This is a genomic window from Nocardioides sp. (assembly GCF_036503465.1).
Taxonomy (GTDB): domain Bacteria; phylum Actinomycetota; class Actinomycetes; order Propionibacteriales; family Nocardioidaceae; genus Nocardioides.
On sequence record NZ_DASXWU010000049.1, the window covers coordinates 36087 to 48616 of the forward strand.

General features: G+C 71.1%; 16 protein-coding genes. 8 read left to right on the forward strand and 8 right to left on the reverse strand.

Going from position 1 to position 12530, the window contains the following annotated elements; translation table 11 throughout:
- Positions 1-72: 72 nt before the first annotated feature.
- The 3 genes from VGK78_RS08720 to VGK78_RS08730 form a co-directional block, all read right to left on the reverse strand.
- Positions 73-1071 (reverse strand): inorganic phosphate transporter, encoded by a 999-nt coding sequence (locus VGK78_RS08720; protein WP_331527219.1) that lies wholly within the window; start codon positions 1069-1071, stop codon positions 73-75.
- Between the two features lie 9 nt (positions 1072-1080).
- Complete coding sequence (locus VGK78_RS08725; RefSeq protein WP_331527220.1) at positions 1081-1698, reverse strand: DUF47 domain-containing protein; 618 nt, start codon at positions 1696-1698, stop codon at positions 1081-1083.
- Positions 1699-1776: 78 nt separating this feature from the next.
- Positions 1777-3933 (reverse strand): RNA degradosome polyphosphate kinase, encoded by a 2157-nt coding sequence (locus VGK78_RS08730; RefSeq protein WP_331527221.1) that lies wholly within the window; start codon positions 3931-3933, stop codon positions 1777-1779.
- Between the two features lie 62 nt (positions 3934-3995).
- Between VGK78_RS08730 and VGK78_RS08735 the strand changes: the two genes are divergently transcribed.
- Positions 3996-5057, forward strand: a complete 1062-nt coding sequence (locus tag VGK78_RS08735) for an alpha/beta hydrolase (protein ID WP_331527222.1) — start codon at positions 3996-3998, stop codon at positions 5055-5057.
- Between the two features lie 171 nt (positions 5058-5228).
- Here the strand turns inward: VGK78_RS08735 and VGK78_RS08740 are convergent, their stop codons facing one another.
- Positions 5229-5591, reverse strand: coding sequence for a DsrE family protein (locus tag VGK78_RS08740; protein WP_331527223.1), 363 nt, complete (start codon positions 5589-5591; stop codon positions 5229-5231).
- A gap of 23 nt (positions 5592-5614) precedes the next feature.
- Here VGK78_RS08740 and VGK78_RS08745 point away from each other — a divergent pair, with 23 nt between their 5' ends.
- Genes VGK78_RS08745 through VGK78_RS08755 form a run of 3 tightly spaced genes read left to right on the forward strand, consistent with a single transcriptional unit; the run spans position 5615 to position 7453 of the window.
- A complete protein-coding gene (locus VGK78_RS08745; protein WP_331527224.1) occupies positions 5615-6115 on the forward strand; it encodes an FABP family protein in 501 nt (166 codons plus the stop codon).
- Between the two features lie 7 nt (positions 6116-6122).
- Positions 6123-6530: a transcriptional repressor gene (locus VGK78_RS08750; protein WP_331527225.1), complete on the forward strand. Its 408-nt coding sequence runs from the start codon at positions 6123-6125 to the stop codon at positions 6528-6530.
- Complete coding sequence (locus VGK78_RS08755; protein ID WP_331527226.1) at positions 6530-7453, forward strand: folate-binding protein; 924 nt, start codon at positions 6530-6532, stop codon at positions 7451-7453. The genes VGK78_RS08750 and VGK78_RS08755 overlap by 1 nt, the downstream gene beginning before the upstream one ends.
- Here the strand turns inward: VGK78_RS08755 and mshD are convergent.
- Positions 7443-8258 carry a mycothiol synthase gene (gene mshD / locus VGK78_RS08760; protein WP_331527227.1) on the reverse strand — a complete coding sequence of 272 codons (816 nt, stop codon included), beginning with the start codon at positions 8256-8258 and terminating at the stop codon, positions 7443-7445. The two genes, VGK78_RS08755 and mshD, sit on opposite strands and share 11 nt — an antisense overlap.
- A 44-nt stretch (positions 8259-8302) precedes the next feature.
- A complete protein-coding gene (locus VGK78_RS08765) occupies positions 8303-9034 on the reverse strand; it encodes a response regulator transcription factor (RefSeq protein WP_331527228.1) in 732 nt (243 codons plus the stop codon).
- Between the two features lie 43 nt (positions 9035-9077).
- Between VGK78_RS08765 and VGK78_RS08770 the strand changes: the two genes are divergently transcribed.
- Positions 9078-9392: a MoaD/ThiS family protein gene (locus VGK78_RS08770; protein WP_331527229.1), complete on the forward strand. Its 315-nt coding sequence runs from the start codon at positions 9078-9080 to the stop codon at positions 9390-9392.
- 107 nt (positions 9393-9499) lie between these two features.
- On the opposite strand, the gene VGK78_RS08775 is transcribed toward VGK78_RS08770, so the two are convergent.
- Entirely contained in the window at positions 9500-9922 is a 423-nt protein-coding gene (locus VGK78_RS08775; protein WP_331527230.1) for an HSP20 family small heat-shock protein, read from the reverse strand.
- A gap of 107 nt (positions 9923-10029) precedes the next feature.
- On the opposite strand from VGK78_RS08775, the gene VGK78_RS08780 reads away from it, so the two are divergent.
- On the forward strand, positions 10030-10296 hold the full coding sequence (locus tag VGK78_RS08780) for a MerR family transcriptional regulator (RefSeq protein WP_331527231.1): 267 nt from the start codon (positions 10030-10032) through the stop codon (positions 10294-10296).
- Positions 10297-10300: 4 nt separating this feature from the next.
- Here the strand turns inward: VGK78_RS08780 and VGK78_RS08785 are convergent, their stop codons facing one another.
- Positions 10301-11275: a 2-dehydropantoate 2-reductase gene (locus tag VGK78_RS08785; protein ID WP_331527232.1), complete on the reverse strand. Its 975-nt coding sequence runs from the start codon at positions 11273-11275 to the stop codon at positions 10301-10303.
- A 52-nt stretch (positions 11276-11327) separates the two neighbouring features.
- Between VGK78_RS08785 and VGK78_RS08790 the strand changes: the two genes are divergently transcribed.
- Positions 11328-11810 carry a thioredoxin family protein gene (locus VGK78_RS08790; protein ID WP_331527233.1) on the forward strand — a complete coding sequence of 161 codons (483 nt, stop codon included), beginning with the start codon at positions 11328-11330 and terminating at the stop codon, positions 11808-11810.
- Between the two features lie 238 nt (positions 11811-12048).
- Entirely contained in the window at positions 12049-12501 is a 453-nt protein-coding gene (locus tag VGK78_RS08795) for a DUF4395 domain-containing protein (RefSeq protein ID WP_331527234.1), read from the forward strand.
- The last annotated feature ends 29 nt before the right edge of the window (positions 12502-12530 follow it).

The window sequence follows — 12530 nt, forward strand, 5'->3', positions numbered from 1 at the left end:
GGGGAAGATTCCCCCCGCGAGGCTGACAATTACCCGCCTAAGCGGGTAATTGGACGAGCGCCTCCGAGCCACTCAGCCGAGAAGGGGGTTCAGGATGCCGAAGCAGGCGGCGGCAGCGAGGCCGGCGGCTGGGAAGGTCAGCACCCAGGCGGTGACGATCGAGCGGGCCATGCCCCAGCGGACGGCGGAGGCGCGGCGGGTGGCGCCTGAGCCCATGATCGCCGAGGTGATGATGTGGGTCGTGGAGACCGGCGCCTCCCAGAGGAACGCCGTGGCGTAGAGCACCGAGGCCCCGACCGACTCGGCGGCGAAGGCGTGGGGCGGGTCGAGGTGGATGATCTTGCGGCCGAGGGTGCGCATGATCCGCCAGCCGCCCGAGTAGGTGCCGAGCGAGATCGCGCCGGCGGCCGCGGCGATCACCCAGATGGGCAGGTCGGTGGTGCCGGGGTCGACGTACCCGCCGGTGATCAGGGCCAGGAAGATCACGCCCATCGTCTTCTGGGCGTCCTGGAGGCCGTGGCCGAGGGCCATCGCCGATGCGGACACGGTCTGCGCGAGCCGGAAGCCGCGGGTGACCCGTCCGGCGTTGCGGTTGCGGAACAGCCACAGGATCACCAGCATCACCAGGAACGCCAGCGCGAAGCCGACCAGCGGCGAGACGACCATCGGGACGACGACCTTGTCGACGATCGTGTGCCAGTGCACCGAGGTGCCGGCGGCGATCGCCGCGCCGACCAGGGCGCCGATCAGGGCGTGGGAGGACGAGGAGGGGAGGCCGAAGTACCAGGTGATCAGGTTCCAGATGATCGCGCCGCACAGGCTGGCGAGGACGACGATCAGCCCCTCGCGGCCGTCCGGCGGCACGATGACGTCGGAGACGGTGTGGGCGACCTTCTGGCCGAGGAAGGCCCCGACGAAGTTCATCACCGCGGCCAGGGTCAGTGCGACGCGAGGCGTGAGGGCCCGGGTCGACACAGAGGTCGCGATCGCGTTCGCCGCGTCGTGGAACCCGTTGGTGTAGTCGAAGGCAAGGGCCACGACCACGACCGTGATGACGATCGCGAGATCCATGGGCGGTCCCTATGACTCCTTGACCGCGATCTGTTCCACGATGTTGGCGACCTTCTCGAAGGCGTCGATCGCGCCCTCGAGGGAGGTGACGATGTCCTTCAGCTTGAGCACCTCGATCGCCTTGAAGTCGCCGCTGAACAGCTTGGCGAGGGTACGCCGGTAGCTCTTGTCGCCGCGGTTCTCGAGGCGGTTGATCTCGATCCAGTACTCGTCGAGCTCGCGCATCGTCCGCAGCTTGGGCATCGCCTCGGCGGTGATCTCGGCGCAGCGCTGGATGATCTCGACGGCCTTGACCACCTCGGAGGGGAAGTTCACGACCTCGTACAGCAGGATCAGGTCGACGACCTCGTCCATGTCGTCCATCACGTCGTCGAGCCCACTGGCGAGCGCGTAGATGTCCTCGCGGTCGAACGGCGTCACGAAGCTGCTGTTGACCCGGCGGACGATCGCGTGGGTGTTCTCGTCGCAGATGTGCTCGGCCTCGCGCATCCGCTTGGCGACCTCGTCCCGGTCGGCGTCCTCGGAGATCATCTCGGCGAGGAGCGCGGCACCGGTCACGAGGTACTCGGCGGAGGTGGTGAAGAGGTCGTAGAACGTCGTGTCGGTCGGACGCAGGCGCAACGCCACGGCGTGCTCCTCGGGGGAGTAGGAGGGCGAACGAGCGCCATGCTACGGGCACGGTGAGCCCGACCGCGAGGTGCCCTCTCAGGTGACCACGCGTGGTCGCCGCTGGCGCCCGATCAGCACCTCCTGGAGGTGGTCGGTGCCGTCGTTGAGTGCCCACTCGCCGTCCGGTCCCAGCTCCCAGGCGTACGTCGTGGGCGCGAAGGCCAGGTCGAGCAGGCGCGCGACCTGGGCGACGTTGTCCTCGCTCGGCACCTGGACCAGCACCTCGACCCGCCGGTCGAGGTTGCGGTGCATCATGTCGGCCGAGCCGATCCACACGCTCGGCGTGCCGCCGTTCTCGAACCAGTAGACGCGACTGTGCTCCAGGAACCGGCCGACGATCGAGCGCACCTTGATGGTCTCGGAGAGCCCGGGTACGCCGGGTCGGATCGCGCAGATGCCGCGCACCAGCAACTCGATCGGAACACCCGCCTGCGACGCAAGGTAGAGCGCGTCGACGGACGCCTCGTCCACCACCGAGTTGGCCTTGAGCCGGATGCCTGCCGGGCGCCCGTTGCGGTGGTGGTCGATCTCGCGGTGGATGCGCTCCAGGAGCCCGGTCCGCACCGAGTCGGGCGCGACCAGCAGACGGTCGTAGGTCGGGTTGCGGGAGTACCCGCTGAGGTTGTTGAACAGGTGGGCGACGTCCTCGCCGATCACCTCGTCGGTGGTGAGCAGCCCGAGATCCTCGTAGAGCCGGGCGGTCTTGCCGTTGTAGTTGCCGGTGCCGATGTGGGTGTAGCGCCGGATGCCTTCAGGCTCGTCGCGCACCACCATCGCCAGCTTGCAGTGGGTCTTCAGCCCGACCAGGCCGTAGACGACGTGACAGCCCGCCTGCTCCAGCTTGCGGGCCCAGCGGATGTTTGCCTCCTCGTCGAAACGGGCCTTGATCTCGACGATCACCAGCACCTGCTTGCCGGCCTCGGCGGCGTCGATCAGGGCGTCGATGATCGGCGAGTCGCCCGAGGTCCGGTAGAGGGTCTGCTTGATCGCCAGCACGTGCGGATCGGCCGCGGCCTGCTCGAGGAAGCGCTGCACCGACGTCGCGAAGGAGTCGTACGGATGGTGCAGGAGTACGTCGTACCGCCGGGTCGCCTTGAAGATGTCGACGGGCTTGGCGGACTCGACCTCGGCCAGCTGCCGGTGCGTCGTGGGCACGAACGCGGGGAACCTCAGGTCCTCGCGCGGGAGGTCGGCGATCGAGTGGAGTCCGACGAGGTCGAGCAGGCCGTCGACGCGGAACACCTCGTCCTCGGAGACCCCGAGCTCCTCGGTCAGCAGCTCCAGCACCTGCGGGGCGATCGACTCCTCCACCTCGAGCCGCACGGGCGGCCCGAAGCGGCGTCGCAGGAGCTCCTTCTCGAGCGCCTTGAGGAGGTTCTCGGCATCGTCCTCCTCGACCTCGAGGTCCTCGTTGCGGGTGACCCGGAAGGTGTGGACCTCGAGCACCTCCATGCCCGGGAACAGCCGCTTCAGGTGCTCGCCGATCACGTCCTCCAGCGGAACGAACCGCTCGTTGCCGAGCGGCACGAAGCGGCTGAAGATCGGCGGCACCTTCACCCGGGCGAAGTGCTCCTTGCCGGTCTTCGGGTTGCGCACCAGGACCGCGAGGTTGAGCGAGAGGCCGGAGATGTAGGGGAACGGGTGTGCCGGGTCGACTGCCAGCGGCGTCAGCACCGGGAAGACCCGCTCCTTGAAGAGCCGCTTGCAGTACTTCTGCTCGTCGCGATCGAGCTCGGGCCAGCGGACGAGGTCGATCCCCTCCTTCGCGAGCGCCGGCACCAGCTCGTCACGGAAGAGCCGCGCGTGCCGCTCCATCTGGTCGCGGGTCTCGGCCCAGATGCGCTCCAGCACGTCGCGCGGCATCAGGCCCGACGCCGCGCGCACGGCGACGTCCGCGGCGATGCGGCGCTTCAGGCCGGCCACCCGGACCATGAAGAACTCGTCGAGGTTGCTGGAGAAGATCGCGGCGAACCGCACCCGCTCCAGCAGGGGCAGGTCCGGATCCTCGGCCTGGCCGAGGACGCGGCGGCTGTAGGCCAGCCAGGAGAGCTCGCGGTCCAGGAACCGGTCGTCGTACGCCGTGACCGCGGCGAGCTCGCTGAGGTCCGGCGTGTACGGCGGCTCGACGTCGAACGGCTCGTCGGTCGAGGAGTCGCCGTCGCGCGACGGGTCGACGGACGCGAGCTGCACCATGGGGTTCAGTGTGGCACCGACGGGCGAACGCCGGGTCCGAGGCGCTCGTCTAGGTTGTCCGCGTGTCCGGCTCCCCCTTCCTCGCCGCCCTCGACCAGCGCGCGAAGGCGATCGCGCTCCGGGCGGCCCTCGGCCTTCCCGAGCGCGTGCAGCGGGTCCTGGGCGGTCGGCCGGTGACGATCGACGGCCAGACCCTGGCGTTCGACACCCAGCTGATGCTGCGGCTCGAGAGGATCGTGCGAGAGCCGTCGAGCGAGGACCTGCCCCTGGACGCCGGACGCCGGCTGATGGTCAAGCACACCGCGATCGCGGGTGGGAACCAGCCGATCGGCTCGGTCCGCGACCTCACCGTCGGCGATCGACGCGCCCGGCTCTACGTCCCGTCGGGCGCCGCGTCGCCGGGACCGCTGCTGGTGTTCTTCCACGGCGGCGGTTGGGTGTACGGCGACCTCGACTCGCACGACGCGCCCTGCAGGTTCCTCGCGGAGCGCAGCGGTGTGCGGGTGTTGTCGGTCGAGTACCGGCTGGCCCCCGAGCATCCGTTCCCGGACGGGGCCGACGACGCGATGGCGGCGTACCGCTGGGTGACGGAGCACGCCGCCTCCCTCGACGCGGATGTGTCCCGGCTCGGCGTCGGCGGCGACTCAGCGGGCGGAAACCTCGCTGCGGTGACCGCGATCGGCGCCGCTCGCGAGGGCCTCGCGCTGGCCTTCCAGCTCCTGGTCTATCCCGGGACCGACGCGACGCACGACCGCGAGAGCAAGCGGCTGTTCGGGAGTGGGTTCTACCTCACCCGGGAGTTCATGGACGACTCCCTGGATCGGTATGTGCCAGACCCGGCGATGCGCGCCGACCCGCGGGTGAGCCCCCTGCTGGCTGACGTGCCCGCGGGCCTGGCCCCGGCGTACGTCGCGACCGCCGGGTTCGACCCGTTGCGCGACGAGGGCGAGGCCTACGCCCGCAAACTGGCCGAGGCCGGTGTCGAGGTCGAGCTCCGGCGGTTCCCCGACCAGATCCACGGCTTCCTGAACGTCGTCGGGGCCGGTCGAACGGCGCGGGCGGCGTCGGCCGAGGTGGCGGCGCGGCTCGCGGTCGGGCTGCGCTCGCGCCGTCGGGCTGCATAGACGCCACCCCACCGGCGGTGAGGTAGGACCCCTTCCGGGACAAACAAGGGGGCCCAGCTCACCACTACCCGGCGCCGCCCTCGAGGGGCGGTGAGGTAGGACCCCTTCCGGGTCAGACAAGGGGGCCCAGCTCACCGCTACCCGGCGCCGCCCTCAGCATCGGAGGGACGGTCAGTAGACGAGGGCCTGCACGCCCTCGGCCAGCACCTCTTCGACGTACGACGGGGAGCCGGCGAGGCGGACGCCCTCGAGCAGGTCGCCCTGGCCGATGTCGCGTCGGGCCGCGCACTGCGAGCACACGGTCACGCGTCCGCCCGAGACGACCGCGGCCAGCAGGTCGGACAGCGGCTGGGCGTGGGGGAGGGCGACGTCCGTGGCCCGGCCGGGCACGCCGAACCACGCGCCCTCACCGGTCAGCCACAACGACACCTCGGCGCCCGACGCCACCGCGGTCGCGGCGACCGTGAGCCCCTGGTTGACGCGCTCGGGGTCGTCGGCACCGCAGGTCACCTTGACGACCAGGGAGCGGGACATGCGCGAACTCTAGACTCGGCGGTATGCCCTTCGAGATCCCGGAGAACATCCACCCGCTCACCGCGCGGCTGGCGTGGCTGATCGGGCGCTGGGTGGGCAACGGGCACGGGGAGTACGCGACGATCGACCGCTTCCAGTTCGGCCAGGAGGTCGTCTTCCAGCAGGACGGGCGGCCGTTCATCCATTACTTCAGCCGGGCGTGGATCGTCGACGCCGAGGGCAACCATGTCCGTGAGGCCGCGCAGGAGACCGGGTTCCTGCGCCCGCAGGAGGACGGCACGCTGGAGATGGTGATGTGCCACAACACCGGGTTCGTGGAGATCTGGACCGGCGAGATCCACCCCGAGCAGCCCCGGTTCGAGATGGTCACCGACGCCGTCGCTCGCACCGCGACCGCCAAGGAGTACGTCGCTGGCAAGCGGCTCTACGGCTACGTGAACGGCGACCTGCTGTACGCCTACGACATGGCCGCGATGGGTCAGGAGCTCCAGCCGCACACCCACGCGCAGCTGGTGAGGCAGTAGCGGCTCGATGTCCGGCGACTGGCGCGTGCGGCTGCGGGAGCAGGGCTACCGGCTCACCCCGCAGCGGGAGCTGATCCTGGAGGCGGTCGAGCGGCTCGGGCACGCCACGCCCGACGAGGTGCTGGCCGAGGTGCGGACGCACTCGACCGCGGTCAACGCCTCAACCGTCTATCGCACCCTGGAGATGCTCGAGGAGCTCGGACTCGTCCGGCACGCCCACCTGAGCGACCGCGCGCCGACGTACCACTCGATGGACGAGCACGAGCACTTCCACCTGGTCTGCCGGAATTGCCACAAGGTGATCTCCGTTGACCCTGATGTGCTGACGCCCGTATCCGAACGCCTGTCCGCCGAGCACGGCTTCACGATCGACGTCGGCCACCTGACCGTCTTCGGCATCTGTGGTGACCATTGATGACCTCCCCTCTGCTGTCCCTGCCCGGCGCCGTCGCCGGCGGTGGTGTCGACGCGCCGGTCGCCGCGCACTACGGCTCGTTCTACGGCGAGCAGCGCACGCTCGAGTCGGGTGAGGGGTTCGTCGACCTGTCGCACCACGACGTCGTACGGATCTCCGGACCCGACCGGCTGCGGTGGCTGCACGACCTGACCACGCAGTACTTCCTCGACCTGCCAGCCCGCACGTGGGCGCAGGCACTGATCCTGAGCCCGCAGGGGCATGTCGAGCACGCCTTCGCCGGCATCGACGACGGGGAGGGCTTCACGGCTGCCACCGAGCCGGGTCGGGTTGCGGCACTGATCGACTTCCTGGACCGGATGCGTTTCATGTCGCGCGTCGAGATCAGCGACGTGACCCCCGAGCTGGCCCTGACGTACCGGCCGGCGGCCGGGCACGAGCTGATCCCGCGCGAGAAGCTTCCGACGTACGCCGAGGCGGCCGGGCCCGCGTGCGGGCTCTGGGCCTACGAGGCGCTGCGGATCGCACGCGGCGAGCCGCGGCTCGGCCTCGACACCGATGCCCGGACGATCCCGAACGAGGTCGGCTGGACCGGCACCGCCGTGCACATGGACAAGGGCTGCTACCGGGGCCAGGAGACCGTCGCGCGCGTGCACAACCTCGGCCGGCCGCCACGCCGGCTCACGCTGCTGCACCTCGACGGCTCGGAGAACCGGCTCCCTGCCGTGGGCGCCGAGCTGAAGCAGGGCGAGAAGGTGGTCGGCTTCGTCGGCACCTCGGCCCGCCACCACGAGCTCGGGCCGATCGCGCTGGCCCTGGTGAAGCGGAACGTCCCCCTCGACGTCCAGCTGTCCGTCGACGACCTCCCCGCGGCCCAGGAAGTGATCGTGGATCCCGAGGTCGGCCTCCACTTCAAACGCTGAGTCGGGCCGATCCCTCCCGGGCGTACTGGACGTGGGTCGAGGCGTGCTCGAAGCCGAGCCCGGAGTACGTCGCGATGGCCGGCTCGTTGTCGGACTCGACGTACAGGATGATCCGGCGTACGCCGACCGACGCCAGGTGGGCGAGGCCCGCGGCCGTGATCGTCCGGCCGAGTCCGCGGCCCTGGGCGGCCGGGTCGACGGCGACGACGTACACCTCGCCGTGCTCTGCGTCGTGGACCTTCGTCCAGTGGAACGCGACCAGGCCCTCTCCCGCGTCGGCGACGAGTAGTCCCTCCGGGTCGAACCACGGCTCCGCCATCCGCTCGGCCAGGTTGGCGGCGTCCATCGAGCCCTGCTCGGGGTGGTGGGCGAACGCAGCGGCGTTGACCCGGAGCACCTCGTCGGCATCGGAGTCGCGGTAGCCGCGGATGGTCACCCCGTCGACCTGGGGTACGTCGACCGGTCCGGCGCCGCGCGACATCACCCACAGCGCACGCACCGGCGAGAACCCGAAGGACGCGGCCAGGCGTGCGGCGGCCGGGTGGTCGGCGTGCGACCAGGCGGTGACCTCAGGCGGGGCGTGGTGCAGGGCAGCCTCGACCAGTGCGCGTCCGGTGCCGTGCCCTCGTGCCTCGGGCGCGACCGCGACGTCGAGGTCGTGTCCGTGCAGCAGGGCGAACCCGTCGTCGGCCACCCAGACGGCGTTCCCGTCGACGCCCCGGTGTGCCAGCGACATCCGCGCCGCCTCGTCGATGGGCTCGGCGCCGTCGACCCGGGCGGAGGCCGCGACCACGGAGTCGACCACACCCAGTGCGTGTGCCAGACCGGACGCTCCGACGCGGGTGACGGTCAGGACCGGGCCTCTGTGGCGGACGCTGGCGCCACCGAGGGCGAGCTCTCCTTGGCCGGCAGCACGAAGCGGTAGCCGACGTTGCGGACCGTGCCGATCAGCGTCTCGTGCTCCGGCCCGAGCTTGGCCCGGAGCCGGCGTACGTGCACGTCGACCGTGCGGGTGCCGCCGAAGTAGTCGTAGCCCCAGACCTCCTGCAGCAGCTGGTCGCGGGTGAAGACCCGGCCGGGGTGCTGGGCGAGGTACTTGAGGAGCTCGAACTCCTTGAACGTCAGGTCGAGGGGCCGCGAGCCGACGGTCGCGCTGTACGCCGCGTCGTCGATCACCACCTCGCCGGTGCGGATCACGTGGTCGTCGGGCTCGTCCTCGTTCCGCGCGGCGTGCAACCGCCCGATCGAGAGCCGGATACGTGCCTCGAGCTCGGCGGGACCGCACGTGTGGAGCACGACGTCGTCCATGCCCCAGTCGTGCGCGACCACGGCGAGGCCGCCCTCGGTGACGATGAGGAGGACGGGGCAGTCGGTGCCGGTGGTGCGGAGCAGCCGGCACAGGTCGCGGGCGTGGGCGAGCTCGTGGCGACCGTCCACCAGCACCAGGTCGGCCTCCGGAGCATCGATCAGCGCGCTGCCCTCGGCGGGGAGGATCCTGACGTGGTGGCCGAGCAGGGCGAGACCGGGCAGCACCTCGGCGCTCGGCTGGAGGGCGCTGGTGAGCAGCAGCAGGGCGCTCATCCCCATCACCTCCGGCCTGGTCCGATGCGTCAGGATAACGAGCATGGAGTCCCGAACCGGAGCCGACGCGGCAGATGAGACCGTGCCGAGCGAGCAGCCGATCACCGTGCGCTACTGGGCCTCCGCGCGCGCGGCGGCCGGCGTCGAGACCGACGCGCTGCCCGTGGCCGGACCGCTCACCCTGGCCGACGTCGTACGACGGTCCGCGGCGCTGCACCCCGGCACCCGGCTCCCGGGGGTGCTCGAGGCGTGCTCCATGCTGGTCGGGGACCAGCCGGTGAAGTCCCGCGACCCGGAGGAGGTCACGGTGCGTCCTGGCCAGACCGTGGAGTTCCTGCCGCCCTTCGCCGGCGGCTGAGCCGAACCGCCCCGCCGCCGGGATCGGCGAGGAGCACACCGATCCCGACGACGGGGCGGCCATCGGCACGGCCGGGGCCGGTCGGCGTACGCCGGCCCCGAGACGGATCAGGCCTCGATGGCCGTGCGCTGATCGGTCGAGGAGATCTCGATCCGGCGCGGCTTGGCCCGCTCGGCGACCGGGACGGTCAGGTGCAGCACGCCACCGTCGTACTGGGCCTCGATCTTCTCGAGGTCGAGGTTGTCGCCCAGGACGAGCTGGCGGCTGAAGACCCCGCGCGGCCGCTCGGACGCGAGCATCTCCCAGTCACCGTTGCGGGGCACCCGCTCGGCTCGCACCGTCAGCACGTTGCGCTCGACGTCGAGGTCGATCGACTCCCTCGCCACACCGGGCAGGTCGAACTCGATCTGGAAGACGTCGCCCTCGCGCCAGGCGTCCATCGGCATCACGGCCGGGCGATTGGTGGTGCCGAGCAGCTGCCCCGCAAGTCGGTCGAACTCTCGGAACGGGTCGGTCGTTCGCAGCAGCATGGTGGTGGTCCTCCTTGTCTGACTCGGGGTTGATATGTAACGTCCGATACAGGTTTTATATAGCGCGCAGTACACATGCCGTCAAGTGCCGTTCGAGAAGAGGATCCATGCCCGACAGCCGAGGCCTGTTCGCCATCTCGGTGGCGGCCGAGCGCGCGGACATGCAGATCCAGAACCTCCGCGTCTACGAGCGCCGAGGCCTGATCGAGCCGGCTCGCACGGCCGGCGGCACGCGGCTGTACAGCGAGGCCGACATCCTCCTGCTGCGGCGCATCGCCGAGCTCCTGGCGGACGGCCTCAACCTGGTCGGGATCGGTCGAGTCCTCGAGCTCGAGGCCGAGGTCGCGCGGCTGCGGCGCCGCCTCGGAGAATGAGGCGCTACGACGCCAGGTTGCGTAGGAGCTCGACGGGGGTCATCGAGCCCGGGCCGTCGCCGCGTGCGGCCGCATGTCTGATCAGCGCCTGGAGACCGGCGTTCGAGGGCGTCGGTACGCCGTGCAGCCGGCCGAGGAGCGCGATCTCGCCGTTCAGGAAGTCGGTCTCGACGCCGGACCCGCGCGCCAGACTCTGCCAGGTGGAGCCCCCGGCACGGGTCTCGCCGGAGATCCCCCGGATCTGCAGGTGGTCCGCGCGGCGCTCGACGTCCTCCGCCTCGGTGACCGGGTCGATGCCGGCCGCCGCGAGGACCGCGTCCGCCTCGGCGTGGAGCATCGCGAGCACCTCGCGAGTCGCGTCGTCGGTGCCGTGCCCTGCACCGCAGAGGGCCTGAACGGCGTTGCCGAGGTTGGTGAGCAGCTTGCGGTACTTCCAGCGCATGATGTCCGTCCGCGGCTCGCTCTCGATCCGCGACGCTCGTAGCGCCGCGGCGAGCTCGACGTCGACGTCGTCAGCGCCGGCCGGGTGACGCCCGAGGTCGAGGATCCCGGTGGCCGCCGCCGAGTGGGCCATCACGACGCCGGGCTCGAGGTGCGCGGTCGGCATCATCACGCACATCCCGTGCACGTCGCCGAACCAGCGCGAGAGGGTCCGCTCGTTGGCGACGCCGTTCTGGGCCGCGACGACCGGGACCTGTCCGGCCGCGGCCACGAGGTCGCGGGCTGCCGCCTCGGTGTCCTGGCTCTTGGCGGCGAGCACGACCACGTCGCCGTCGCGCCAGGTGAGTTCGCCGGCGTGCCCGTACGCCGGGATCCGGAGCGTCACCCGCTCCTCGGGCGTGGCGAACGTGAGGCCGCGCTCGCGGATCGCCTCACCGTGGGCGCCGCGGGCGATCAGCACGACGTCGTACCCGGCCTGGTGGAGGCGAGCGCCGATCGTTCCGCCGATCCCGCCTGCTCCCAGCACCACGACGCGCACCCGCTCAGCGTAGGAACCGGAATGTCCCGCCCGTCTGCGGGGTTGCGCCGTTATGAGCCTCGGAGCGTGGGTGCTGGTCGCGGCCGTCGTGGTGGCGGTCGTGATCGGTGGCTGGTGGACGCTCACCAACGGGGTGTTCCGGGGGACCAGACGAGTCAGGCAGCGGGTACGGGCCGGTGGTTCCGAGACGGTCGCAGACCGCCCTCCTCAACTCCAGGTCACCGCGAGCGTGCTGGCGGGGACGGCGTACGACGAACGGCGGGGGGAGCGGGCGACGTTGCTGCAGTTCTCCTCGGCGTTCTGCGCGCCGTGCCGGGCGACCCGGCGGACCCTGGCCGACGTGGCCCAGGTCGTGCCGGGCGTGACCCACGTCGAGGTCGACGCGGAGCAGCATCTCGACCTGGTCCGCGACCTGGGCGTGCTGCGGACCCCGACCACGCTGGTGCTCGACGCCGACGGGCGGGAGCTCACCCGGGCGACCGGAGCGCCGCGGCCCGGCCAGGTGCTGGCGGCGCTGGACGCGAGGCTGGCGTGATGTCCAGCATGTGGAGCGACGTCTCACGTGACGGACGATCCGGTGGTTGGCCCGGTGCCCGGGTGCCTACAGTTCCGATCATGTCCACGACGCTTCTGACGCGGCGGCGCGCCGTCGACCACTGCCGCGTCCGCTCGTCGCTGTGTCGCATGTCCTGACGCCGTCCGTCGTCTCGCCGCTGCCCCGGCATCCGAACCGACGGATTCCGATCCGAGCCGTTCCGAACGTCAGGAGATCCATGTCCGCCACCACCGTCACCAGCCCCGCCTACTCCGGCATCGACCCGCGCGGTCCACGGGTGGCGGCGTCCCTGACGTCGGTGGTGCTGGCCCTGGTGCTCGTGACGCCGACCCCGGTCGCTGCGGTGCTCCTCGCCGTCCAGGCCGTGGTCTTCGGCATCGGGGCCGTCCGCGGCGTCCAGCACACGCCGTACGCCGTGCTGTTCCGGACCGCCGTCCGGCCTCGTCTTGCACCGCCGGCCGAGCTCGAGGATCCGCGACCGCCGCGCTTCGCACAGGCCGTCGGTCTGGCGTTCACCGGCGTGGCGTTCGTCCTGCTGCTGGCGGGTGCCACCGTGGCGGCGCTGGTCGCCGTCGGGCTGGCGCTGGTGGCCGCCCTGCTGAACGCGGTCCTGGGTCTGTGCCTGGGCTGCGAGCTGTACCTGATCCTGCGGCGGGCGACCACCCGCTGACCTCCATCACGAACCAGCGCCGAGACCCG